The organism is Bradyrhizobium genosp. A, from assembly GCF_049949275.1.
In the GTDB taxonomy this organism is placed as follows: Bacteria; Pseudomonadota; Alphaproteobacteria; order Rhizobiales; family Xanthobacteraceae; genus Bradyrhizobium.
This window is the reverse complement of record NZ_CP188196.1, coordinates 625,358-650,526: the sequence shown is the minus strand read 5'-3', so window position 1 is coordinate 650,526 and position 25,169 is coordinate 625,358. Positions and strand designations below refer to the sequence as shown.

Here is a 25,169-nt window from a genome sequence, read left to right as displayed (position 1 = left end):
CGTATTCCTGTACTGAAACATTTGCCCGCGGCCTGAGGCAAGCTTAACGCCTGGGTAATCCTAACGCGCAACCGACAGCCCTGGGTTAACGCGCCAGCAGCGGAGCTTCAGCGTCCGCGCCGAGATATTGCAGCCAATTGCGGAAAAGCGCGGCCGCAGCGCTACCGGCCGCAATATCGGTGCGCAAGGTCAGCGCAGGCAGCTCGTTGGTCAGGGCGGGATGCCGCTGGTGCTTTGCGCGCTTCTCGAACCGAGCCAGTTTTTCCTCCGTCGCTGCGTCAAAATAACTCACGGGAAGCGCCGGATAGGCCTCCCGCTCACGCGCGAGGTAGCGGCCGATGTCGCGAAGATATTCGCGCTGGAGCGATAGCGCGTCATATTCGGGATGCCCCTGGAAGAATACGAAGCGGCTGTCATACTGTCGGACAAAGACATCGACCCCGGCCCGGGCCGACCGGGTCAGCACCTGATAGCCGGCCCGCGTGAGATCTCCCTCGATGACTTCGTTGAGGCGGGAATGCGAGACCTTGAACGGCGCCGGGGCATCGCGCGTCAGCGGATCGCTGGTCACGGCCTCGCAGTCGAAGATGCCATGACATTTGGACGGCAGGCGGTGCCGTTGGATGCGATCGAGGTGCAGCACCGCCGCATGCGCGGCAAGGCATGACCAGATCGTCGAACGGGTATTGGTCCTGGCCCAGTCGACCAGCTCGGTGAGGTCGCGCCAGTACGGCTCCTGGTCGAGCTCGGGTGCGACCGGTTCGGCACCGGTTACGATCAGCCCGTCGAATTTCTGGCGCTTGAGATCGGAGAGATCGGAATATTCGCTCTCGACATGCCACTTCGCTTCCGGCGAACGCGTCACGGACGGCAGCGAGAAGCAATGGAAGCGGATGCGGCGCGGCCCTGCAGCGGCCTGGAGCAGCTTCATGAACTGCCGCTCGGTCGCCTTCAGCGCCGTATCAGGCATGTTGTTGATCAGCCCGATGGTGAGCTCGGCGCGGGCATGACCGCGCGCGAGGTCGCCCTCGGCTGGGACCAGCGCCGGGCTTACAATCCCTTGATCCCTGTCGATCAAGACGCTCATCGGCCCGAATGCCTACTCCGCCGCTTGAAGACGCGCGGACGGACAAGCCTTTTCCAGTGCCTGGTCGATGTCCTCGATGATATCGGCGGCATGCTCGATTCCGATCGAGAGGCGGATCGTTTCCGGCAGCACACCGGCAGTGCGCTGCTGCTCCGGCGACATTTGCCGGTGCGTGGTCGAGGCCGGATGGCAGGCCAGCGACTTGGCATCACCGATATTGACGAGGCGCGTGATCAGCTTCAGCGCATCATAGAAAGTCTTGCCGGCCTCCATGCCGCCCTTGATGCCGAAGGTGAACAGCGAGGAGGCGTTGCCGTCGAGATACTTCTGGACTAGCGGATAATAGGGGTTGTCCGGGAAGCCGGTGTAGTTGACCCAGGCGACGCGCGGATCGTTGCGCAGGAATTCGGCGACCTTGCGGGCGTTCTCGCAATGGCGCTCCATGCGCAGCGCCACCGTCTCGATGCCCTGGAGCAGCAGGAATGCGTTGAACGGCGACAGCACCGAACCCATGGTACGCTGATAGACGCTGCGCGCGCGCTCGATATAGGCGGTCTTGCCGAAGCGCTCGGAATAGACGAGCCCGTGATAGGAGGCGTCCGGCTTGTTGTAGGCCGGGAAGCGCTCAGCGTGCTTGGCCCAGGGGAAGTTTCCGGAATCGACGATGGCGCCGCCGAGCGTGGTGCCGTGGCCGCCCAAGAACTTGGTCAGCGAATGCACGGCGATGTCGGCGCCGTAGTCGAACGGCTTGAGCAGGATGGGCGTGGCGACCGTGTTGTCGACGATCAGCGGTACGCCATGGGCATGCGCGATCTTGGCCAGCGCCTCGATGTCGCAGACATTTCCGGCCGGATTGCCGATGGTCTCGGCGAACACGGCGCGGGTGTCCTCGTCGATCAGCTTCTCGATCGCCTCGGGCTTGTCGCTCTCGGCGAAGCGGCCGGTGATGCCCTGCCGCGGCAGGATGTGCGAGAGCAGCGTATGCGTGGTGCCGTAGAGCTGCGGCACGGACACGATGTTGCCGCCGTGGTCGGCGACATTGACGAAGGCGAAATGCAGCGCGGCCTGGCCGGTGGCAACCGCGAGCGCACCGACGCCGCCTTCGAGCTGGGCGATGCGCTTCTCCAGAACCGCGCTGGTGGGATTGGCGATGCGGCTGTAACGGAAACCTTCGGCCTCGAGATTGAAGAGGGCCGCGCCGTGATCGGCGCTGTCGAAGGCGTAGGCCGCGGTCTGGTAGATCGGCACGGCAACCGCGTGCGTGGTGGCCTCGGGCTCGTAGCCGGCGTGAATAGCAATCGTCTCGTTGCGCATCGTACCACCTCCGCGTGGGACGGGCCGCACTTATTGACCTGTATGAGGCATGTGCGTTGTCCGCCGTCCCTCTGTTAGAGGCGGGCGGTAAAGCGGACAATAATTCGCTTAGAGATAGAGGAAGTAACCCTAACGGTTGTTGGTGAATTGGCTAAAATTTGAGTCAATTTGGATTAATGATCTCACCCGGCCGGGCGACCAAAAAGCCTGCGCGCGAAAAGTCGACGACGCTTGCCTCGCATCTGACGAACTGATCTCGCCGGCTCATCGGGGCTTCGCGCGTGTTGCGCGAAAGCCCCGAGAGCCAGATCAGGCCATCGCCTCCCAGAGCCGGTGGGTCAGCACGCCGGCGCGCTTCTCGATCGCGGCGGCAGCGTCCAGCGCCAGATCCTCGCGATAGCGGCCCGCGATGAGCTGCACGCCGATCGGCTTGCCGTCGTGCACGGCCACCGGCACCACGGCGCCGGGCAGGCCCAGCACGTTGATCGCGGAGATGAAGCGGATCTCGCCCCAGAAGATTTCCTGCACGCGCTCGGCGCTGACGGTGTCGTCACGCGGCCCCGGCGTCGGCTTCACCGTGGTCGGCGCCAGCACCACCGGATACTCCTCGAAGAACAGCTGCCAGGCACGGATATGGCCGTTGCGCGCGGCTGTCGCCTGCATCCACGTCTTGAGATCGAGCGTGCTTGCCTTGGTCTTCATGCCGCCCCACGCCTTGTGGAAGTCTTCCGACGTGACCTTCAGCATGCTCGCCTCCTGCATCATCACCGTCTCGTTGGTGATGATGTCGCACCAGGTTTGCCAGACGCCGTTGATGTCGGGCACCTCGACCTCGCTGACGCGATAGCCGGAGCGCTCGAGGTGATCAGCGGCCTGGCGAAGCGCCGCGCTGACCGCCGGATCGACCGCCATGTCTTCCGGGATCCTGGCCAGCGCGACCTTGATCGGGCCCTTCGGCTTCGGCCCGGTCAGCGGCGCCGGCACCCACCAGGGATCGCGCGGATCGCGCTGGCTCATCACCTCCAGCGCAAGACGGACGTCGCCGACGTGGCGGGCGAGCGGCCCCTGCGCCGACATCAGATGCGCCAGCATCGGCCGCTCCGCCGTCGCGCTGGCGTTGAAGGCAGGAATGCGGCCCTGCGTCGGCTTGATGGTCGCGACGCCATTGCAATGCGCCGGCCAGCGCAGCGAGCCGCCGATGTCGTTGCCATGCGCGATAGTGCCGATGCCGGCGGCAACCGCCGAACCCGCGCCGCCCGAGGAGCCTCCGCAGGTGATGTTCGGGTCCCAGGGATTGAGCGTCAATCCGTGCAACGGATTATCGGTGAAGCCGCGGAACGAGAATTCCGGCGTGTTGGTGAGGCCGATGACGATCGCGCCGGCCTTCTTCAAGTTACGCACCACAGGCGAGTCCGACGGCGCGACGAGGTTCTTGTTGGCGGGAACGCCATTGAAATTGGGTCGGCCTTCGTAGTCGACGTTTTCCTTGATAGTGACAGGCACGCCGTGCAGAAGGCCGAGTTCGCCGCCCTTGGTGCGCTGCTTGTCGGCCGCATGCGCGGCCTTGAGCGCGTCCTCGCCGAGATCGACGACGACCGCGTTCAGCCGGGGATTCACCGCATGCATCCGCTCCAGATGTGCCTCGACGGTTTCCACCGCGGAGATTGCGCCGGAGCGGATCGCAGTCGCGGTCTCCACTGCCGACCATTGCCAGGCGGGGCCCTTGGGACGGCGCGCCGCGGTCGATTTGGACGAGGGCGACGCGAGCTTCTTGGTCGTCTTCCTTGTCGTCTTGGCGACGGCCCCCTTGCGGACCGGGCTCTTCTTGTCAGAGGTTTTCGCTACCTTCTTTGAAACGCTCTTCTTCTTCGCCGTCTTTTTCGCCACGCCGCATCTCCTGAAATTGCGCGGCGAAAGTTACGGAGGACATGCGGCCCTGTACAGGTGCGATTCTGCATGGCGCATTGGCGGGAGCAGCCAATGCGACCAAATGTCAGCGATGACCGCCGCTCAGACCGGTGGCGGGTTCAGTCGCGCAAAGCCTTCCTGGATGCGGTAGGGATAATAGGGATAGGGCGGCATCACCGCGCTGACCTCGTCGAGGCGCTTGAGCTGATCCGCGCTCAACGACCAGCCGACGGCGCCGAGATTGTCGCGCAACTGCGCCTCGTCGCGGGCGCCGACGATCACGGATGATACCGTTGGGCGCGACAGCAGCCAGGCGATCGCAACCTGCGGCACGGTGCGGCCGGTCTCAACGGCAATCGCGTCGAGCACGTCGACGATGGCATAAAGCCGTTGCTCGTCCACGGGTGGACCGAACTGCGCCGTCGCATGCAGGCGGCTGTTTTGCGGCAAGGGCCGATCGCGCCGGATCTTGCCGGTAAGCCGGCCCCAGCCGAGCGGGCTCCAGACCAGCGCGCCGATACCCTGGTCGCGTGCGAGCGGCATCAGCTCCCACTCATAGTCGCGGCCGAGCAGCGAGTAATAGACCTGGTGCGCGGCATAGCGCGGCCAGCCGTGACGATCGGCGACGGCGAGCGACTTCATCAACTGCCAGCCGGCAAAATTGGAGACGCCGACATAGCGCAGCTTGCCGGCGCGCACGAGCGTATCGAGCGTGGACAACACCTCCTCGATCGGCGTGAAGGCGTCGAAGGCGTGGAGTTGCAGCAGGTCGATATAATCCGTGCCGAGCCGCCGCAGCGCCGCCTCGACCGAGGCCAGCAGGCGATGCCGCGACGAGCCGGCGTCGAGCGGGCCATCGCCCATCGGCAGGCTCATCTTGGTCGAGATCAGCACTTTGTCGCGCCGGCCCTTGATCGCTGCGCCGAGAATCTCCTCGGAGGCGCCGTTCGAATAGACGTCGGCACTGTCGAACAGATTGACGCCGGCCTCGAGGCAGATGTCGACCAGCCGGCGCGCCTCCTCGGCGCCGCTGCGTCCCCAGGCCGAGAATAGCGGGCCTTGGCCGCCAAACGTGCCGGTGCCGAAGCTGAGAACGGGCACCTTGAGTCCGGAAGCGCCGAGATGACGGTATTCCATGTGCGCCTCCCCTATTCCGCCGGGCACGCCGCGACAGCGGCCTGCCTGCGGTCGAGCTGAAGGCTCCACAGCGCCAGCACGAGTCCGATCGCGGTGATGCCGGCCGCAACCAGCGGCAGCGCGGAGAGGCCGAGCCCGCGATCGATGGTGACGCCGCCGGCCCAGGCACCGAGCGCATTGCCGAGATTGAACGCGGCGATGTTGAGGCTGGAGGCGAGCGTGCGGCCGCTGGGGCCGGCCGCTTCCAGCACGCGCAGCTGCAGCGGCGCGACGGTCGCAAACGCCGCGATGCCGAGCAGCAGGATCAGCGCAATGGTGGGGATCTTGACCGACAGCGCGGCGGAGAGACCAAGCAACACGATGGCGAGCGCGGCGAGCGTGCCGGTCAGCGCGCGAGCAAGACCACGGTCGGCGAGCTTGCCGCCGGCGACATTGCCGATCGCAAGCCCGGCGCCGAACACCAGCAGGATCGGCGAAACGGCGGCCTCCGAAAATCCGGTGAAGTGCGTCAGGATCGGCTGGATATAGGTGAAGACGACGAACAGGCCGGCAAAACCGAATACGGTCATGGCGAGGCCGAGCAACACCTGTCCTCGCCCGAGCACGGCAATCTCCTCGGCCAGCGAGATCGGCCTGTCGCCGTGACCGACATGACCTGGCACCAGCGCTGCCACCACCGCAAAGGCGATCACGCCGATCACCGTCACCGCCCAGAACGCCGCGCGCCAGCCGAGCATCAGGCCAAACCAGGCGCCGAAGGGCACGCCGAGCAGTGTCGCGACGGTGAGGCCGATGAACATGGTGGCAATGGCGGAAGCGCGCTTGTCCTCGGCGACGAGGCTGGTCGCCACCACCGAGCCGACCCCGAAGAAGGTACCGTGGGCCAGCGAGGTCAGCACCCGCGCGGCCATCAACAATTCGTAGTTCGGCGCGAGCGCGCAGGCTGCATTGCCGAGCGTAAAGATCGCCATCAGCGCCAGCAGCACGGTCTTTCGCGGCAGCCGGCGGGTCGCGAGCGTCAGCACAGGCGCGCCGACAAACACGCCGAGCGCATAGCCGGAGATCAGCAGGCCCGCGACCGGCACGGAGACATGCATGTCGGCGGCGACCTGGAGCAGCAGGCCCATGATGATGAATTCGGTGGTGCCGATGCCGAAGGCACCGGCGGTGTGCGCGAGGACGGCGGGAGGCATGCGTGGCTCCGATGGATGAATACGAGCCACGCAGATAGCCGAGCCTGCATAAAACCACTAGAATGTCCGCAATCCAATCATTTGTGACGTGAATTCAACATGGCCCGTTTCGATACCAACCGCTCTGCCGAGATGGACGTTTTCGTCCGCGTCATCGACCTCGGCGGCTTCACCCAGGCCGCGCGAAAGCTGCGCCTGACGCCATCGGGCGTCAGCAAGCTGATCTCACGGCTGGAGGCGCGGCTCGGCTCGCGGCTGATCAACCGCACCACGCGCAAGCTGACCCTGACGGAGGAAGGCCAGGCCTTCTACCAGCGCGCCGTGCGCATCCTCGGCGAGATCGAGGAAGCCGAACGTGAAGCCGCATCCGGCGCCACGCCCCGCGGCCGGCTCACGGTCAACAGCAACATCCCCTTCGGCATGCTGCATGTGATGCCGCTGATCCCGCGCTTTCTCGCGCAGCACCCCGACGTCACGATTGATCTCGTGCTGACCGACACGCTGATCGACCTGATGCAGGAGCGTGCCGATGTCGCCATCCGCGTCGGCCCCCTGCGCGCCTCACGCCTCGTCGCGCGAAAACTCGGCACCAGCCGCATGGTCGTGGTCGGCGCGCCGGATTATCTGGCGCGCGCGGGCACGCCGAAGACGCCGGCGGATCTCGCCGACCACTGTGGCATCGGCTGGACCTTTCCGCGCTCGATCCGCGGCTGGCCGTTCAAGCGCGGTGACCGCACCGAGGAAGCCGTGCCGCCGCCGGCCGCGCGCGTCAGCGACGGCGAAGCCGCCCGCCGTCTTGCGCTTGGCGGAGCTGGGCTTGCTCGCCTCGCCCTGTTCCACATCGGCCCCGACATCGAAGCCGGACGTCTTATTCCGGTTCTTCAAAACTACAATCCCGGCGACCGCGAAGACATCCACGCCGTCTATGTCGGCCACACAGCACCGCTGCCCGCGCGGGTGCGCGCCTTCATCGATTTTCTCGCCGAGCATGTACGGGTGAGCGATCCGGCACTGAAGCGCGCGGGGGATGGGCGGTGGAAATTGGTCAGATGAGGTTGATGGCAGAGAGAGTGTCAGTCAACTCCCACTGAAAGATAAAGCACTTTCAACTTTCTGGGCCAAAAGCCGTCAGATCAGTGCGTCACCACAGATACCGCATCACGCCCTTGCCAGCGTAGGAATTGGTGACGCTGGAGAACTCACCCTCGAAGGTCGCCGCCGCCGACCAGCCATTCATCCACTTCATCTCGAGCGAAGCTGTGGTGAGTGCCGATACACTCGCCTGTGCCGCGCCGTTGACGACGAAGCTTGCGCCCGGCAATGCCTGGAACGTTGCGGCGATCGCGCGGTCAGGATCGTAGTCGTGCGCCCAGGCGAAGCGGCCGCGCAGGGTCAGCACGCCATTCTGGACCGCGAAGGACTTGTCGGTGCGGATGCCCAACTCGCTGCGCAAGTCCGTCACGCTCTTCGCGGCATAGGCAAGTGCAAAGGCCGGCGCGCCGGAGACTACGCTCTCGGCATAAGCCGGCAGATCGAAGGTGGTGAACTGGCCGGCGGCATAGGGCGTGATCCCGACGCCGCCGATCCATGGTGCGACAAAGCGATAGCCGCCCTCCACGCGCCCGGAATACGCATTGGCATTGAACTCGGCGCGCAACTGATCGATGCCGGCGATGGTCACTGTTCGGTTGGTGGTGATGTCCTGCCAGCCATAGGCCAGCGCGCCGGTGATGTATGCCGCGCCGTTGGCGTGGCGCACATACGCGCCGGCCTGGAACAGATCCGATCTTCCCGAGCCGAGATTGTTCACACTGAAGCTGGTGCCGCCGCCTGCGAGCGCAAAGCCTGCAATCGTGTCCGGCGAGAACAGATAGTCGGCGCCGACCGCAGTCCCGGCGATGCGGCTCATGGTATCGTTCGAGCCGACGATCGCGTTGCCACTGGTCGACTGCGATCCGCCATAGCCTGCCGCCCATACACTCCAGCGCTGCACGAAGGGCGCCGGCGGCGCCTTGGTGAACATGGCGAACGCATCGGTCTTCTTGCGCGCGGCATAGGCGCCGGCCTGATCGCCCTCCTCCGCAAAGCCGGCCGGCGATGGCGCGCCATTGATGCCGTTGCCGCGGCCCATGAAGGGGTCGGTGAGCAGGCCCATGAACTGGCCCATCGCATTGAACGTCGTCTGCTGCGAGCCCGCGGCGCTCTCGCCGGAAGCCTGCGTCAGCCCCACGGCGGAGAGCGCGCCGTAAGTCAGCGGAATGCTGCCATTGGAATTGAAGAAATTGGTCAGGGCATTGCCGACGGCCTGCTTGTTGCCGTTGAGTCCGCCGGGAATCGCAAAATTCAGGACCAGGTTGAGATAGGCGTTGTCGGCGTCGTAGCTTAGCGTGGTGTGGAAGTTCGCCGGCAGGTTGGTGTTGACGAGCGAACCGAACGTGCCGGAGACGGCGCCGCTCGCAGTCAGGATGGTGTACTGCTTGCTGACATAGCTGCCGCCGGCAAAGATCGCATTCACGCCGGCGCCGCCGAGCGTCGCCGTGCCGGTGACGTTCGCGAACGAAGCGGTCGAGGGATTGAGCATCACGACGTACATCGCGCCCGACTGAAAGGCGAGATTTCCGACGATCGTGGTCGAAGAGCCGGTCGTGCCATTGCCCGGCGCAAAGCTGCTGCCGCTGTTGAAGATGACGGTCAGGGGGTCGATGGTGCCGATGCCCGTCAGCGTGCCGCCGGCATTGACGGTGACCGACGCGGTGCCGGTGATGCTGCCTTCGACATCGAGCACGCCGCCGTTGACGGTGGTGGCGCCGGTATAGGCGTTGATGCCGAACAACGTCGTGGTGCCGGCCGTGGTGGTGACGCTTGCCGAACCGTTGAGGCCGTTGATGGCGCCGCCGGTCGACGTGATCGGCGCGTTCAGGTTGCCGTTCTGGATCGTGCCGCCATTGAGGTTCAGCGCTGCCTGCGTCTGCGTGGTGCCGCCGAGATCGAGGGTGCCGCCGGTGTTGACGGTGGTTGATCCGCTCGCAGCGCCGAGCGTGCCGGCGCCGAAGAGTGCCAGTGTGCCGGCATTGACGATGGTGCCGCCCAAATAGGGGTTAACGCCCGACAGCGTCAGCGTGCCGAGGCCGATCTTGGTCAGTCCGCCGCTGCCGGAGATCGTACCGGAAAATGTGGTGCTGGTACCGTCGCCGGTGGTCAGCGCCGCCGCACCAAGCGTCACGCTGCCGGCGCCCGCCAGCGAGCCGATGGTCTGGTTGAAGCCGTTGAGGTCAAGGACCGCGCCGCCTGCCACGGTATAGGCGCTGAAGGGCGAAAACCCGCCCGCAATGCCGGCTTGCAGCGTGCCGGCATTAACAAGGGTCGGTCCGGAATAGGTGCCGGAGCCCGAGAGCGTCAGCGTGCCGGCGCCGACCTTGGTCAGTCCGCCGGGCCCACTGATCGTTCCCGACAGCGTCGCGTTGTTGCCCGATGTATCGAACGTGCCGCCGGCGGCCATCAGTGTGATCGGCAGCGCACTGGTAATATTGGCGCCGGCGAACTGCAGGGTGCCCCCGGTGAAAACCGGGCCGCTGGCCCCGGTCGGGCCGGACGCCTGGGTGCAGCCCAGCGCGCCGGAGGTGTTGGCCTTGAACGTCAGTCCCGCCGCCAGCAGGGCATTGCCGTTGCCGCAGATGCCGGGGAAAAACGGTCTAGATCCCACGGCCAGCGTGGCCACCACCGTATCGGTTGCGGTATCGATCACCGAAACGGTGTTGTTGTTCTCGTTGGTCACATAGACGCGGCTGCCGTCGGGACTGACTACGCCCCCCCCCAGGGGTTTGAACCCCGACGGTGGCGACGACTGCGTTGGTCGCGGTGTCGATCACCGAAACGGAGTTGCCGGCCTTGTTGGTCACATAGGCGCGGCTGCCGTCGGGGCTGATCGCGACCCCGTCGGGGTAAGCTTGAACCGCGACGGTGGCGACGACCGCGTTGGTCGCAGTGCTGATCACCGATACAGTGTTGCCAGCCTCGTTGGTCACATAGGCGCGGGTGCCGTCGGGACTGACCATGACCCCGAAGGGCTGATTTCCAACCCCGACGGTGGCGACGACCGCGTTGGTCGCAGTGTTGATCACGGAAACGGTGTTGCTGCCCGCGTTGGTCACATAGGCGCGGCTGCCGTCAGGGCTGACCGTGACCCCGGAGGGGTTAGTGCCCGCCCCGACGGTCGCGACGACCGTATTGGTGGCAGTGTTGATGACGGAAACGGTGTCGCTGTTCGCGTTGGCCACATAGACCCGGCTGCCGTTGGGACTGACCGCAACCCCGCGGGCGCTATTGCCGACCACGACGGTGGCGACGACCGTATTCGTGGCGGTGTCGACCACGGAAACGGCGTTGCCGGAGTTGGTCACATAAACCAGCGACTCGTCGCCGCGCACCGCCGCCGCAAAGGGTGCAAAGCCGACGCGGATCGTGGACCCGGCGACCGTGTTCGTGGACGTATCGATGACCGAAACGTCGTCACCGGTAACGCTGTTAAAATTGGGCACATAGACAAAGGGGCCCGATTGCGCCTGCGCCTCGCCGGCGGCGAGCAGCAGCGTTGCGCATACGACTGTCGAAGCGAGCCCTCTCATTGGTAGACCTGTGGTAACGGGCCGTTCATCACCACGCATAGCGCACCACGCCTTTTCCCGCGTAGCTCGCGGTGACATTCGAGAACTCGCCCTCGAAGGTCCCGGCCGCCGACCATCCACTCATCCATTTCATCTCGACGGATGCAGTCGTGAGTGCCGAGTCACTCGCTTGTGCCGCGCCGTTGACGACGAAGCTTGCGCCCGGCAGTGCCTGGAAAGTCGCGGCGATCGAACGATTCGGATCGTAGTCGTGCGCCCAGGCGAAGCGGCTGCGCAGCGTCAGCACGCCGTTCGACATCGCGTAGGATTTGTCGGTGCGGAAGCCGAGCTCGCTCCGCACGGAGGTGACATCCTTCGCACCATAAGCCAGCGCAAAAGCCGGCGATCCCGATACCACGCGCTCGGCATAGGCCGGCAGATCGAAGGTGGTGAACTGACCCGCCGCATAAGGCGTGATGCCGATGCCGCCGATCCATGGTGCGACAAAGCGATAGCCGCCCTCGACACGGCCGGAATACGCATTGGCGTTGAACTCGGCGCGGAGCTGGTCGACGCCAGCGATGGTCAAGGTGCGGTTCGTCGTGATGTCCTGCCAGCCATAGGCGAGCGCGGCGGAGATGTAGGCCGGTCCTTCGTTGTGGTGGAAATAGGCGCCGGCCTGGAACAGATCGGAGCGGCCGCTGCCGCTGCCCGCGACGGAGAAGTTCGTGCCACCGCCGGCGAGCGCGAAGCCGGCAATGGTCTTCGGCGAGAACAGATAGTCGGCGCCGACAGCCGTGCCGAAAATGCTGCTACGTGTGTCGTTCGATCCAGCGGCTGGATCACCGCTGGTCGATTGCGAGCCGCCATAGCCGGCCGCCCACACGCTCCAGCGTGGCACGAAAGGCACCGGAGGCGCCTTGGTGAACATCGCATAGGCGTCGGTCTTCTTGCGCGCCGCGTAGGCGCTCGCAGAATCGCTCTCGTCGGCATAGCCGGTCGGCGCCGCCGATCCATTGATGCCGTTGCCGCGGCCTATCAAGGGATCGGTGAGCAGGCCCATGAACTGGCTCATCGCCTGGAACGTGGTCTGCTGCGAGCCCGTGGCACTCTCACCGGAGGCCTGGGTCAGCCCGGCCGCGGTCAGCGCGCTGTAGATCAGCGGGATCCCGCCATTGCTGTTGAAGAAATTGGTCAGGGCATTGCCGACCGCCTGCTGGTTGCCGGAAAGGCCGCTGCCCGGCGGCGGAACGAAGGCGAGCGTCAGATTGAGGAAGGCGTCGTTGGCATCGTAGCTGAGGCCGGTCTTGAAGTTGGCCGGCAAATTGGTGTTCACCACGGTCGGCGCAAAGGTGCCGGAGACGCCGCCGGTCGCGGTCAGGATCTTGTAGGTCTTCGCGACATAGCTGCCGCTCGCGAACACCGCATTCACCGTCGCGCCGCCAAGCGTGGCCGCGCCCGTGACACTGGCAAAGCTCGCCGTCGACGGGTTGAGCTGCACCAGATAGATCGCACCGGACTGGAAGGCGAGACTGCCCGAGATCGCAAGCGAGATGCCGGGGGTGCCGTTGCCGGGCGCGAGCGTGCCGCCAGTATTGATGGTGGTCGCGCTCACGGTGCCGCTGCCGGCGAGCGTGCCGCCGCTGTTCACCGCAACGGCGCTCGACGACGCGATCGAGCCGTCGACCTCGAGGACACCGCCGTTCACCGTGGTCGCACCGGTATAGGCGTTGACGGCCGACAGCGTCAGCGTGCCGGTGCCGGTCTTGACCAGCGATCCACCGGTGGCGCCCGGGTTGCCACAATCAGCGCCGCCGCCGCAGTCGCTGATGACGCCGCTGACCGCGGTGCTCAGATTGTTGCCGCCGATGGTGACCTGGTCGGCGCCCAGATAGAAGTTGCCGCCGCCCGCGATCGAGCCGGCGGAAAGCTTGCCGTCGTTGTTCGGGCCGGTACCGAAGGAGAAATCGACCGCGCCGGCACTGCTGTTGGTGATCGCAGCGTTGCCGCCCGTGCCGTTCATCTCGAACGACAGCAAGTTGTTGTTGGTGATGGCGGCGCCGCCTGCCGTGCTGTTGCCCTGGAAAACGAGGAGGCGGTTGTTGGTGATGGAGGCGTTGCCGGCGGTGCTGGCGTCGTTGAAAAAGAGCAGCTGGCCGTTGGAGATCGCGGCGCTGCCAGCCGTGCTGGTGTTGGCGAAAGCGAGGGCGCCGTTGCTGGTGGTGATGGAGGCGTTGCCGGCGGTGCTGGCGTCGTTGAAAAAGAGCAGGAAGCCGTTGGCGATCGCGGCGCTGCCAGCCGTGCTGGTGTTGGCGAATGTGAAGATGCCGGTGTTGCCGATGGTGGCGCTGCCGCCATTGACGACAATGCCGGCGCCGTTGAGGATCAAATGATGGTTGTTGCTGAAGCTGTAGGCCGCCGCACCGGGATTGAAGGTGAAGCCGCCGAGGGTGGTGTCGGCCGAGAACGACAGGCTGGTGGTCGCCGACGAACCGAAAAAGGCGGTGCCCGTCGGTATCGTAGCGGGAGTCCAGTTCCCCGCCGTGTTGAAATCGTTGCTGGCACCGGTCCAGGTCGCGTCCTGCGCCGCGACAGGCCCTGCCCAGATCAGCACGAGGCCTGCCAACATTGTCCGCAGCGCGGGCATCGCGTTAGCCATACCCCACCGCCCCTTCCAACGCTTACCAGACATAGCGCACCACGCCCTTGCCGGCGTAGCTCGCGGTGACGTTCGAGAACTCGCCTTCGAAGGTCGCTGCGGCCGACCAGCCATTCATCCATTTCATTTCGACCGAGGCCGTCGTCAGCGCGGAGTCACTCGCCTGCGCTGCGCCGTTGACGACGAAGCTTGCCCCGGGCAGCGCCTGGAAGGTCGCGGCGACGGAACGATCCGGATTGAAATCGTGTGCCCAGGCCACGCGACCGCGCAGAGTGACGACGCCGTCAGCCATCGCGAAAGCCTTGTCGGTGCGAAGACCAAGTTCGCTGCGCGAGTCGGTGACGGTCTTGGCACCGTAAGCCAGCGCAAACGCGCCGCCGCCGGACACCACGCTTTCGGCATAGGCCGGCAGATCGAATGTGGTGAACTGACCCGCGGCATAGGGCGTGATGCCGATGCCGCCGATCCATGGTGCGACGAAGCGGTAGCCGCCTTCGACGCGCCCGGAATACGCATTGGCGTTGAACTCGGCCCGCAATTGATCGATCCCGGCAATCGTGACGGTACGGTTGGTGGTGATGTCCTGCCAGCCATAGGCCAAAGCACCGCTGATGTAGGCATTGCCTGCGGTGTGACGCACATAGGCACCGGCCTGGAACAGATCCGACCTGCCCGAGCCAAGCCCGTTCACGCTGAAATTCGTGCCGCCGCCGGCCAGCGCAAAACCTGCGATGGTCTGCGGCGAAAGCAGATAGTCGGCGCCGACCGCCGTACCGGCGATGCGGCTCGTCGTGCCGTTCAATCCCGCCGCGGTGTTGCCATCGGTGCTCTGCGATCCGCCGTAGCCTGCCGCCCACACGCTCCAGCGCGGCTCATAGACCTTTGCGAGCGGCGCCTTGGTGAACATCGCATAGGCGGTGCGCTCGGCTCCAAGCCGCTTCTGCGCGGCATAGGCGCTGGCGCCCTCCTCATCCGCATAGCCCGGCGCCGACGTCGCGCCGTTGATGCCACCTCCGTGGCTCGCGAAGGGATCGGCGAGCAGGCCCATGAACTGGCCCATCGCCTGGAATGTCGTTTGTTGCGATCCGGTCGCGCTTTCGCCGGAGGCCTGAGTCAGCCCGGCCGCGTTGAGCTGGGCATACGTCATCGGGATGCCGCCGGTTGTGTTGAAGAAATTGGTCAGGGCGTTGCCGACCGCCTGCTGGTTGCCGGTGAGCTGGCTCGGAATGCCGAAGTTGAGCGCCAGGTCGAGATAGGCGTGGGTGGCGTCGTAGCTCAGGCTGTCGTGGAAATTCGCAGGCAGGTTGGTGTTGACGAGCGAGCCGAACGTGCCGCTCACCGCACCCGCGGTCAGGATGGTGTATTGCTTGGAGATGTAGCTGCCGCGCGCGAACAACGCATTCACCGTGGCGCCGCCGAGCGTCGCCGTGCCGGTGACGCTGGTGAAGCTTGCCGTCGACGGATTGACCTGCACCAGATAGATCGCACCGGACTGCAACGCGAGGCTGCCGGAAACCGCAAGTGAGCTGCCAGGCGTACCGTTGCCGGGTGTCAGCGTGCCGCCATTGTTGACGGTGGTCGCGCCGACCGTGCCGGTGCCCGTCAGCACGGTGCCGCTGTTGACCACAACTCCGCTCGACGAAGCGATCGAGCCGTCGGCCTCGAGTACGCCGCCGTTAATGGTGGTCCCACCGGTATAGGTGTTGAAACCCGACAGGGTCAGCGTGCCGGTGCCGGTCTTGGCAAGCGACCCGCCGGTGGCACTACAGCCCGTGTAGCAGTCGCTGATGATCCCGCTGACCACCGTGTTCTGACCGTTGCCGCCGACCGTGAGCTGGTTGGCGCCCAGATAGAAATTGCCGCCGCCCGCGATCGAGCCGGCGGAGAGCTTGTTGTCCCCGTTCGGGCCGCTGCTGTTGTGGAAATCGACGCGACCGGTATCGTTGTTGGTGATTGCGGCGTTGCCGGCCGTGGCGGTGTTGTAGAATCTAGTAAGGCCGGTGCCGGCGTTGCTGATGGTGGCATTGCCGGCCGTGGCGCTGCCTGCGAATAAGGCGACGCCGCTGTTGACAATGACGGCGTTGGCCGCCGTGCCGTCGAAATTGAGGCTGCCGCCGGTGGCGACGGTGATGACGGCGCTGCCAGCCGTGCTGGAGCTGTTGAACTGGAGGATTCCACCCGAGCCGACGCTGACGGCGGCGCTGCCGCCGTTGATGCCGGCGCCGGTAAAGACCAAATCATGGCTGCTAATGCTGAAGCTGTAGGCCGGCGCGCCGGGATTGAAGGTGAAGCCGCCCAATTGGGCGTCGGTCGATAACGACAGGCTGGTAATCGTCGACGTACCGAAAAAGGCAGTGCCGTTCGGCACAAAATTCGGATTCCAGTTCGTCGCCGTGTTGAAATCACCCGAGCCGGGCGTGGTGCTCCAGGTCGCGTCCGCCACCGGTGCAGCCCCTGCCGGTGCAGCCCAAATCACCACGACGCCAGCCAGCAGCGCTCGCAGCAAGCGCATTCTCTCAGTCCACATACTTAACCCCACCCCGCGGCCGGCCGTGCGCGCATCCATTGGCGGAGCGCGGGGCAGCCCGGGGGCCAAGCTATCAGCCGTCGAGGGCTACCGGTGGATCCACGCAAATTGTTCCGTTTTTGCAGTGACGAAATCGCCGGGGTGTGGCGCGAAGTCCACGGGTTTCCTTGGCGGAACAGGAAGTTGCCGGCCAAGGAACCACATCCTGGATCGTTTCAAGCCCTCACCTGCTCAATATTCGAGCAGCGTCCCGCTTGAAAGTTTACGCCAAGCCGATAGCAGGGCGGCACGAAGCCGCGAAAGCCACCCATGCCCTCCCCCGCCCCGTCCGTCGCCAGCGCCATCCTCACCCCTGACGAGATTCTCCACCATCCGCGCTTCGCCGCCGGCCGCGCGACCTTTGTCGATGGGGTGATCGCGCTGCACGAGGGCGATGCCTATCACAGCCGGCTGCTGGTCGAGGCGATGCGGCAGGTAACGTTCAACCTGATTGTCAGCCTTCATCTCAGCCATGACGTGGCCGACCGGACGACCTGGCCGACGCCGCGCCGTCTCAAGGACGAATTGAAGACGTTCGGGCTGTCGAGCGAGCGCCGGGTCGATGCACTGCTGTCCCGCTTCGTCCAGCTCGGCTATGTCGAGTCGCTCCCTTCCGAGCAGGACGGCCGCATACGCATCCTCAAGCCGACGCCGAAGATGATGTCGATCGACCGTGAATGGCTCGTCTATCACTACGCGCCGTTGCATGCGATGTTTCCGGAGCGCGGCTATCGCGAGCCGGTGGCGCGCGATGTCGCGTTCCAGCGCGTCCACCGGCTGATCGCGCTGGATTTTTCCAGCAAGGGCGCGGAGATCATGGCGAGCCATCCACAGGTGATGCGGTTCATGACTCGTGATGCCGGCATGCTGGTGCTGATCAAGCTCGTACAGATGCGGATGACCGCCGGGGACAGCGACGCAGGCCTCACCTATGCGGATATCGGCAAAAAGTTCGGCGTGTCACGCACTCACGTGCGATCGCTGCTGGAAGACGCCGCGCAACACGGCGACATCACTCTTTCCGGGCGCGGCGGAAGCCTGGTCGAGCTCAACCCTCCCCTCCTGCAATCTTTCGACCGCTTCGTCGCGGACGCGATGTCCGGGCACGACATGCTCTACAGGTTGGCCATGGAGCGGATGGCAAAGGAACCGCAGCAACCGGGCGCTTGATCGCGCCCCGACGGCCCGGACGCGCGCCCCATTCTCAGCGAAGCGCAAGCGACGTCCTTGTCCTCGCGGTCATCGCGTCTGAAGCTGCGAACTGAAACGAGACGCGGATGTTTCGCGCAAATCTCGATGGCGCGTGGCCGCGGCTACTTTCGTCACGCTGTTGATAAATTCATCCAGCAAGATGCACGCATATACACGTCACGGTCTTCAACAGCTGAAATCGCGCGAGCATCCGTTCAAAACTTCGTTGAGAAGTGACGGCCGCTTGACAGACATTTTCGGCTATTGCACTTTTAAGTTGAATAGCCCCCGAATGATTTTTGCTTTGCTCGTTTGATTTGACAAGCAACGAACGTGGATCATTCATATGACAGCTATTCCTCCCGCCAGTGGCGTTACCCTCCACAACGGCGACACGATGAACGTCAGTTACGGCGCTTCCGTCGATAGCACGACGATTCAAACTGGCGGCTTGCAGACGGTCGGCGGCTCTTTCGCAACAAGCACGGCAACCCACACGCTCATCGATGGCGGAGAACAGGACGTCATCCTGGATGGCGTCGCCAGCTATACGACCATCAACTCGGGCGGCATCCAGCGTGTAACTGGCCAATTTATCCATGAAGGTCCTACCCCCGGCGCGGTTGATCACACCACGATCAATAGCGGCGGCGAGCAGGACATCGACACGGGCAGCGCAACGACGACGACTGTCAATTCCGGCGGCGTCCAGAATGTGACGAACGGTGGCCGCGCCAGCGGCACCATCGTCAATTCCGGCGGAGTTCTCAAAGTTTCGGGTGAAACTGTAGAAACGGCGCCGGTGTATCCGCCGCCGGTGATCCAAAGCGTGGCGACCGCTGCAACCATCAACTACCAGGGCGAATTCGACGTCACCGGCGGCGGGACCGCCGTGAACGCCATCGTCAATGGCGGGGTCATGACTGTGTCGGGATCGATACCGGATCCGTTCGCCAACGTCCCGGGACAGCCGGCTGTCGATGTCAGCATGGCGAGCGGCACCACGGTTGAAAGCTTTGGGCTCCTAACGGTATCGAACGGAGCGTCGGTGTCCGGAACAATGCTCCAAAACTTCGGCAGGCTGAATGTGGATGCAGGTGGCACAGCGACCGGCACGACAGTCAATTACGGAACGATGCAATTGTCTGCGGGCGCGACGGCGATCAATACGACCGTTGATCAATTTGGCGTTTTCATTGTGCTGGGTAACGCCCATTTTTCCGGAACAGTCTTCAACGCTGGCAGCACCTTCGAGATCGGCGACGGTACGATTGAAAGCGGATTTACTGTTGCGAACAGGGTGACGCTGGACGTTTTGGATGGTGGGGTCCTCAATAACAGCGTCGTCTCCGCAGGCGGAACACTCTTCCTGGAAGCTGGCGCGACGCTATCCAATACGACTTTCCAAAGCGGCGCAACGCTGGTTGCCGACTATGGCTACACGGAAAACGGCTTCACCGTATCGAACGGCATATTGTTCAAGGTGTTCGGCACAGCCACGAACACGACGATATCGGCCGGCGGCAAGCAAGTCGTAGGTGAGAACGATTTGAGCGGAATCGCCAGCAACACAATTGTCAATGGCGGCGAACAGGATGTGGGGCTGAGCTCCACCGCGAGCTACACCACGATCAACATGGGCGGCATTCAGCGTGTCGCCGGCGTTTACATCCACGATGAGCCGGGTCCAGGACGGGCCGATCATACCACCGTCAACAGTGGCGGCGAGCAAGATGTCGATACTGGCATCGTCACATCAACCATTGTCAATGCCGGCGGCGTCCAGAATCTCACGAACGGGGGTATTGCCAGCGGCACCGTCGTCAAATCGGGCGGTGTCATCAAGGCTTCGGGAGAGACGGTCTATCATTCTCCCGGGGGCCAATACGCCACCGTCATCAGAAGCGAGTTCGATTCGGCTGTTGTCGGCAGCGGCGGCCAATTGCACCTGACCGAGGCTGGGATCGCCAAGAACGCCACCATCAATGGTGGTGTGATGACGGTTTCGGGGTCAATTCCGGACCCCATCACGAGCGACCCAAACGCTCCGGCGGTCGACGCCAGCGCGGCGAGCGGAACGATCCTCAATTCAGGAAGCCTGTCCGTATCGGAGGGCGGCATCATCACCGCCACGGCTCTGAACGGCGGCACGCTTGACGTGCTCGATCAGGGCACCGCGAACGTTTCGACAATTCATCTTGGCGCCACGGAACTCGTCGAGGCGGGTGGCATTGTCGGCGCAACCACGATCGCCGGCGGCACGCTTGATCTCAAGGCAGGCGCGATGTCCGACGACGCGATCACCTTCTCCGGTCAAAGCATACTCAAGATCGAGCAGAAACTGGTTTCGGGTCCATCGACCTTCGCAAGCCAGATCAAGGGCATTGCGCTCGGCGACCAGATCGATCTTTCCGGGCTGTCCTATACCAGCGGCGCAACGGCGACCGTATCCGGCTCGAAGCTCACCGTCAGCAACGGTGCGTCCAGCGAGACTTTCACTCTGGCGGATACGTCGGTCACAAATTTCGGCATCACGAATGACGACTCCGGCGGCATTCTGCTGACAGCCGCGGCCCTGCCCTCCATCGCAGGAGCCGTATCGGGACAAACGACCAGCAACGAAGCTGCGATCAAGCCGTTCGCGACAGTCACGGTCACAGATCCAAACGCGGCAGCAACGGATCACCTCGTCATCACGCTCGCGGGCGCGGCCGGCATTTTGTCCGGGACAGGACTGACCTCGCTTGGAAACGGAACCTACGAACTTGCAGCGACCGGCGCTGACAAGCTGACCGCCGAGCTGCACGCCCTCACCTTTGTGGCCTCGCCGCACGGAGACGGCAGCGTAACGACCACGTTCACTCTGAGCGACACTAGCAGCGTGGGCTTGACCGTCAGCGACGCCCACACGTCCGTCATAGACACGCATCAAGCCGGTCCCACGATTATCAACGGCCCGGCATCCGGTTATGCGACCATTCAGGGCACGACGGGCAACGACATCATCCACGCCTATGGCATGTTCAATATCATCCACGGCAATGGCGGGAACGACACGATCTATGCCGGACTATACGGTACGGTTGATGTATCGAGCGGCGACAGCACCGTCTATCTGGAGGGATTCGGCAACCGCGCAACCGGCGGCGACGGCAACATCACGGTGACGGGATCGACAGGCGCCACCATGATTACGCTCGGCAACGGCAACGACACCATCGACGCCAGCGGATACGGGAACATCATCACGCTGGGCAACGGCAAAGATATTGTCCATCCGGGTGACGGCGCCAGCACAACGACGGCCGGCAACGGCAACGATCAAGTGACGCTCTCCGGATTTGGCAACACGGTCATACTTGGAAACGGCAATGATCTTGTCACCGGCGGAGGCGGCGCCAACAGTGTCACGCTCGGCGATGGCAACAACACCGTGAACTTCGGCGGCATGGTCAACCAGATCACCGTCGGTTCGGGAACAAACACGATCATCGCCGGCAACGGAGCGGATAACGTCGTTGCTGGCGCGGGCCACGATACGATCACACTTGGCGGGGTCGCCAATCACGTGGTGCTTAACGGGTCCACGGCAACTGTGACAAACCAGATTGGCCTGGACGTCGTTACGGCCAATGGCGGATCAGACCAGTTCAACTTTGTCGGGTTCGGCAATCAGGCGATCATCAATGGCCCTGCCCATGTCAACATCAGCGATCACAGCACCGGTCTGACCATCTCGATCAACTCCAGCAACCAGGTCGATACGATCTCGGGATTTGGCCATGACCCGTTCGGCGTCGTCGATGTTGCAAACGGCGTGGGCAATTACCACTCCGTAGCCGACATCATGAACGCGTTAAAGAACGACGGGCATGGTGGGACCCTGCTTGCCCTGGGCAGTGCTCCCAACGCCGGGTCTGTCGATTTCGTCGACATCGCGATCAGCCAATTGCACGCATCGAACTTTATGATCGCGTAAAAGCCAGGCTTCTTTGCAACGCGCGCCGGCGCGTTCGCATGGATTGAGCGGCCCGAGACATAGGTGACAGGACGTACCGGACACATGGGTTACACTTTCCGCTTTTGTTCTGCGGGAGGTGTGGATGCCGTGGAAAGCGAGTTCGGTGATGGAAGAACGCCTGCGCTTTGTGGCCCGTTTGTTGGACGGGGAAGCCATGACCGAGGTCTGTCGGGATTTCGGCATCTCCCGTACGACCGGCTACAAGATTTTTGATCGCTACAGAGACCACGGCCTGGAGGCCCTGAACGATCGGTCGCGCCGGCCGGTGCGCTATGCCAATCAGTTGCCCCAGCAGATCGAGACCCTGGTCGTCCGGCTCAAGAGCGAGAAGCCACATTGGGGTGCGCGCAAGATCCGGGAGCTTTTGGTGCGGCGGCTCGACGGCGACATCAAGGTTCCGGCCAAAAGCACCATCCATGCGGTCCTCGACCGTCATGGCCTGGTCAAGCGCTCAGGCGGGCCGCGCCACCGCGCGCGCGGCACGCCGCTCTCGGAAGGCGCTGTTCCTAATGACCTCTGGTGCGCCGACTTCAAGGGCGAGTTTAAGCTCGGCAATGGTCACTACTGCTATCCGCTGACCGTCACCGACCATGCCTCACGGCTCCTGCTCTTGTGCGAGGCGCTCGACTCCACCCAGGAAGAGCCGGCCATCACGGCCTTCGAACGGCTGTTCCGGGAGCGCGGCCTGCCGATGGCCATCCGCTCCGACAATGGCGTGCCGTTTGCCAGCCCCAATGCCTTGTTCAATCTCTCAAAGCTCTCGGTGTGGTGGCTCAGGCTCGGCATCGCCATCGAACGCATCAAGCCCGGCCATCCGCAGCAAAACGGCCGCCATGAGCGTATGCACCTCACCCTCAAGAAGGAGGCGACCCGGCCGCCAGGCTTCAACAGCCTGCAGCAACAGGCCCGCTTTGATGCATTCACTCACGAGTTCAATGTCGAACGCCCCCACGAGGCGCTCGACATGAAATGTCCTGCTGAACTCTACACACCATCAACCCGTGGCTATGACGGCCTGCCTGAGCTGAGCTATCCATTCCACGATCGCGAGGTTCTTGTCACCGCTTGCGGGCGCCTCTGCCTGCATCGCAAGCGGATCAATCTCTCCACTGTGCTGGCCGGACAAAAGCTTGGCATCAAGGAGGTCGACGACGGCATTTGGCTCGTCAGCTTCATGCACTATGATTTGGGATACTTCGATCTGGAGCAAAAAACCTTGCAGCCCCTCGACAACCCGTTCGGCACGAGGTTGTCACCCATGTCTTAGGTACGACCTGTTACCCATGTGTGCGGGCTGGACAAGATCGAAGCTGGCGGAGAGAGTGGGATTCGAACCCACGGTACGGTTTCCCGCACACACGCTTTCCAAGCGTGCGCCTTAAGCCACTCGGCCATCTCTCCGGAGCGCCTTCTCTTGAAGGGGCGCCGGTGATTTTGCAAGGGATCACGGGTAAATCGGGTGAATTTTCCGCAACATATTGTATTTGCAACAGAATATCTCGCGTCACGCGGTCGCCCGGAACCTGCCTCAGGCTGAACCAATCGCAGGTTTGGCGCGACGATTCACTCAGGGACATCCAACACGACCGGGGACGCCATGACCATCTGCAGGACCATTACCGCGCTGAGCCTGATTTTGGCCCTTGGCGCCGCCTTTAGCGCGTCGGCCAACGCACAGGCCTGCACCCGGCAGGGCGTCGATGTGACCTGCGACGACGGGCGGCGCGGGGTGCTTTCGGGCGATGCCATCCTCTGGCCGGACGGGACGCGCTCCAGTACGACCCCGCACCAAAGCGTGATCATCGGCAACAAAGGCACGGTACATGTCGGGCCCGGCGTGTTCGTCGGCCAGGGCAAGGGCATGGTGCCAATGGACGATCCGAACGCACCGAACAAGCGGCAGTGCGCGATTCTGGAAGGCGTGTCGTATTGCCATTAAGGGCTCGCCTCTCCCCGTAAGAACGGAGAGAAGAACTAGATTAACCGCACGCCCGAGATCGCCGACCTCAGCCAGCGCAGCGCTTGCGGCGGCTGCGCGGCGAGCGGGGCGGCCGCGACCTTCTCGGTACGGCACTTCTCCAGTGCGGCGACGAAATCCGACGACCATTGCTGGATGGTGTGACCGCGCAACGTCTTCATCATCGCGTCCCAGCGCATCTTGCGCTCGGTGAGCGGCATCGCGGCGGCAACCGCGATCGCGCGGGCCATGCCGTCGATGTCGTGCGGATTGACCAGCAGCGCGGTTTCGAGCTCGTTGGCGGCACCGGCGAACTTCGACAGCACCAGCACGCCGGGATCGGCCGGGTTTTGCGCGGCGACATATTCCTTGGCGACAAGGTTCATGCCATCGTGCAGCGGCGTCACCACGCCGACCTGCGCGGTGCGATAGAGGCCCGCCAGCACGGTCTGGCTAAAACCCTTGTTGAGATAGCGGATCGGCGTCCAGTCGACCTCGCCATGGCGGCCGTTGACGTCGGTGACGAGGCGCGCGACTTCGTTCTGAAGATTGCCATACGCTTCGATCGCGCCACGCGACGGATTGGCAATCTGCAGCAGCGAGATGCTGCGCGCAAACTGCGGCTGATCGGTCCAGAGACGATCGAACGCGCTGATGCGGTTCACAAGTCCCTTGGAATAGTCGAGCCGATCGACGCCGATCGCGAGCCGCTCGCCGTTGAGGCTGCGGCGCAGGCGCGAGACGTCCGGATGCGACGCCGACTTCGCGGCATAGGTTGCGAACTTCTCCGCGTCGATTCCGATCGGAAACACTTGGCAGCGCGTGCGTCCATGCTGCGAGAGCACGACGCCGTCCTCGACGACGAGGCCGAGCTCGCCACCGGCATAGCCGAGAAAGTTCTGGCAGTCTTCCTCGGTCTGAAAACCAAGCAGATCGTAAGCCAGCATCGCCGTGATCAGCTCGCGATGATTGGGCACGCCCTGCATCACCGCAGCGACCGGCCACGGCGTGTGCAGGAAGAAGCCGATGGGATCGTCAACGCCGAGATCGCGCAGCTCCGCGCCGAGCGCGAGGAAATGATAATCCTGCACCCAGAACGCGGTTTGCGGTTTGCGGAAGCGCATCAAGGCACGCGCCATGAACGCGTTGACCTCGCGATAGCTGACATAGTCGTCGCGCGAAACGCGGATCAGATCGCTGCGCGAATGCAGCGCCGGCCACAGCGCCGAATTGGCAAAGCCTTCGTAATAGCCGCCGTAATGCGCCGCCGGCAGATCCAGCGTCGCGATTGCACCCGATCCCAGCGCCTCGATCTCGGCGAACGGTTCCTTCTGATGGCCATCGCGCACGCGACCGGAGGAACCCACCCAGATGGCCCCCGAATATTCCACAACGGGAAGCAATGCCGCAGCGAGGCCGCCCGTCATTGGCTCGTTGGGTTTACCGCGCGCAACTCGATTCGAAACGACGACTAAATTCACAGGTCGTCCCCTCCTGTTCATTCCACCCCGTTTAACTGCCGTTCATCAATA

At 63.9% G+C, this 25,169-nt stretch carries 15 protein-coding genes and 1 tRNA gene; 5 read left to right on the top strand and 11 right to left on the bottom strand.

From position 1 onward, the window contains the following. Window positions 1-85: 85 nt before the first annotated feature. The 5 genes from metA to ACP2YP_RS02915 form a co-directional block, all read right to left on the bottom strand. Window positions 86-1,087: a homoserine O-succinyltransferase MetA gene (gene metA / locus ACP2YP_RS02935; protein WP_426422145.1), complete on the bottom strand. Its 1,002-nt coding sequence runs from the start codon at window positions 1,085-1,087 to the stop codon at window positions 86-88. Between the two features lie 12 nt (window positions 1,088-1,099). Further along, window positions 1,100-2,401 (bottom strand): O-acetylhomoserine aminocarboxypropyltransferase/cysteine synthase family protein, encoded by a 1,302-nt coding sequence (locus ACP2YP_RS02930; protein WP_426422144.1) that lies wholly within the window; start codon window positions 2,399-2,401, stop codon window positions 1,100-1,102. A 309-nt stretch (window positions 2,402-2,710) separates the two neighbouring features. Continuing rightward, window positions 2,711-4,288 carry an amidase family protein gene (locus ACP2YP_RS02925; RefSeq protein ID WP_426422143.1) on the bottom strand — a complete coding sequence of 526 codons (1,578 nt, stop codon included), beginning with the start codon at window positions 4,286-4,288 and terminating at the stop codon, window positions 2,711-2,713. A 123-nt stretch (window positions 4,289-4,411) separates the two neighbouring features. After that, complete coding sequence (locus tag ACP2YP_RS02920) at window positions 4,412-5,446, bottom strand: aldo/keto reductase (protein WP_426422142.1); 1,035 nt, start codon at window positions 5,444-5,446, stop codon at window positions 4,412-4,414. Window positions 5,447-5,457: 11 nt separating this feature from the next. Next, a complete protein-coding gene (locus ACP2YP_RS02915; protein ID WP_426422141.1) occupies window positions 5,458-6,639 on the bottom strand; it encodes an MFS transporter in 1,182 nt (393 codons plus the stop codon). A gap of 99 nt (window positions 6,640-6,738) precedes the next feature. On the opposite strand from ACP2YP_RS02915, the gene ACP2YP_RS02910 reads away from it, so the two are divergent. Next, window positions 6,739-7,692: a LysR family transcriptional regulator gene (locus ACP2YP_RS02910; RefSeq protein WP_426422140.1), complete on the top strand. Its 954-nt coding sequence runs from the start codon at window positions 6,739-6,741 to the stop codon at window positions 7,690-7,692. An 88-nt stretch (window positions 7,693-7,780) separates the two neighbouring features. Here the strand turns inward: ACP2YP_RS02910 and ACP2YP_RS02905 are convergent, their stop codons facing one another. Genes ACP2YP_RS02905 through ACP2YP_RS02890 form a run of 4 tightly spaced genes read right to left on the bottom strand, consistent with a single transcriptional unit; the run spans window position 7,781 to window position 16,414 of the window. Beyond that, window positions 7,781-10,414, bottom strand: a complete 2,634-nt coding sequence (locus tag ACP2YP_RS02905) for an autotransporter outer membrane beta-barrel domain-containing protein (RefSeq protein WP_426422139.1) — start codon at window positions 10,412-10,414, stop codon at window positions 7,781-7,783. Next, the gene (locus tag ACP2YP_RS02900; protein WP_426422138.1) at window positions 10,332-11,264 is read right to left on the bottom strand and encodes a YncE family protein; all 933 of its coding nucleotides are present in this window, start codon (window positions 11,262-11,264) and stop codon (window positions 10,332-10,334) included. The genes ACP2YP_RS02905 and ACP2YP_RS02900 overlap by 83 nt, the downstream gene beginning before the upstream one ends. 28 nt (window positions 11,265-11,292) lie before the next feature. Continuing rightward, complete coding sequence (locus ACP2YP_RS02895; protein ID WP_426422137.1) at window positions 11,293-13,902, bottom strand: autotransporter outer membrane beta-barrel domain-containing protein; 2,610 nt, start codon at window positions 13,900-13,902, stop codon at window positions 11,293-11,295. Between the two features lie 22 nt (window positions 13,903-13,924). Then, window positions 13,925-16,414 carry an autotransporter domain-containing protein gene (locus ACP2YP_RS02890; protein WP_426422136.1) on the bottom strand — a complete coding sequence of 830 codons (2,490 nt, stop codon included), beginning with the start codon at window positions 16,412-16,414 and terminating at the stop codon, window positions 13,925-13,927. A gap of 324 nt (window positions 16,415-16,738) precedes the next feature. Between ACP2YP_RS02890 and ACP2YP_RS02885 the strand changes: the two genes are divergently transcribed. From ACP2YP_RS02885 to ACP2YP_RS02875, 3 genes are all read left to right on the top strand, one after another. Further along, window positions 16,739-17,638 carry a sigma factor-like helix-turn-helix DNA-binding protein gene (locus tag ACP2YP_RS02885; protein ID WP_426422135.1) on the top strand — a complete coding sequence of 300 codons (900 nt, stop codon included), beginning with the start codon at window positions 16,739-16,741 and terminating at the stop codon, window positions 17,636-17,638. 367 nt (window positions 17,639-18,005) lie between these two features. After that, window positions 18,006-21,638 (top strand): hypothetical protein, encoded by a 3,633-nt coding sequence (locus ACP2YP_RS02880; protein WP_426422134.1) that lies wholly within the window; start codon window positions 18,006-18,008, stop codon window positions 21,636-21,638. Window positions 21,639-21,762: 124 nt separating this feature from the next. Further along, complete coding sequence (locus ACP2YP_RS02875; protein WP_426422133.1) at window positions 21,763-22,947, top strand: IS481 family transposase; 1,185 nt, start codon at window positions 21,763-21,765, stop codon at window positions 22,945-22,947. Window positions 22,948-22,991: 44 nt separating this feature from the next. Here the strand turns inward: ACP2YP_RS02875 and ACP2YP_RS02870 are convergent. Continuing rightward, window positions 22,992-23,081: transfer RNA gene (locus ACP2YP_RS02870), tRNA-Ser, on the bottom strand. A 196-nt stretch (window positions 23,082-23,277) separates the two neighbouring features. On the opposite strand from ACP2YP_RS02870, the gene ACP2YP_RS02865 reads away from it, so the two are divergent. Then, entirely contained in the window at window positions 23,278-23,619 is a 342-nt protein-coding gene (locus ACP2YP_RS02865) for a hypothetical protein (protein WP_426422132.1), read from the top strand. Between the two features lie 35 nt (window positions 23,620-23,654). Here ACP2YP_RS02865 and ACP2YP_RS02860 read toward each other — a convergent pair whose 3' ends face one another. Then, window positions 23,655-25,118, bottom strand: coding sequence for a trehalose-6-phosphate synthase (locus ACP2YP_RS02860; protein ID WP_426422131.1), 1,464 nt, complete (start codon window positions 25,116-25,118; stop codon window positions 23,655-23,657). Window positions 25,119-25,169: the final 51 nt, after the last annotated feature.

Bases quoted from the DNA above. Each gene is read 5' to 3' on its own strand.
- metA (WP_426422145.1), bottom strand. From the start codon at position 1,087: ATGAGCGTCTTGATCGACAGGGATCAAGGGATTGTAAGCCCGGCGCTG.
- ACP2YP_RS02930 (WP_426422144.1), bottom strand. From the start codon at position 2,401: ATGCGCAACGAGACGATTGCTATTCACGCCGGCTACGAGCCCGAGGCC.
- ACP2YP_RS02920 (WP_426422142.1), bottom strand. From the start codon at position 5,446: ATGGAATACCGTCATCTCGGCGCTTCCGGACTCAAGGTGCCCGTTCTC.
- ACP2YP_RS02915 (WP_426422141.1), bottom strand. From the start codon at position 6,639: ATGCCTCCCGCCGTCCTCGCGCACACCGCCGGTGCCTTCGGCATCGGC.
- ACP2YP_RS02910 (WP_426422140.1), top strand. From the start codon at position 6,739: ATGGCCCGTTTCGATACCAACCGCTCTGCCGAGATGGACGTTTTCGTC.
- ACP2YP_RS02900 (WP_426422138.1), bottom strand. From the start codon at position 11,264: ATGAGAGGGCTCGCTTCGACAGTCGTATGCGCAACGCTGCTGCTCGCC.
- ACP2YP_RS02895 (WP_426422137.1), bottom strand. From the start codon at position 13,902: ATGGCTAACGCGATGCCCGCGCTGCGGACAATGTTGGCAGGCCTCGTG.
- ACP2YP_RS02890 (WP_426422136.1), bottom strand. From the start codon at position 16,414: ATGCGCTTGCTGCGAGCGCTGCTGGCTGGCGTCGTGGTGATTTGGGCT.
- ACP2YP_RS02885 (WP_426422135.1), top strand. From the start codon at position 16,739: ATGCCCTCCCCCGCCCCGTCCGTCGCCAGCGCCATCCTCACCCCTGAC.
- ACP2YP_RS02880 (WP_426422134.1), top strand. From the start codon at position 18,006: ATGACAGCTATTCCTCCCGCCAGTGGCGTTACCCTCCACAACGGCGAC.
- ACP2YP_RS02875 (WP_426422133.1), top strand. From the start codon at position 21,763: ATGCCGTGGAAAGCGAGTTCGGTGATGGAAGAACGCCTGCGCTTTGTG.
- ACP2YP_RS02865 (WP_426422132.1), top strand. From the start codon at position 23,278: ATGACCATCTGCAGGACCATTACCGCGCTGAGCCTGATTTTGGCCCTT.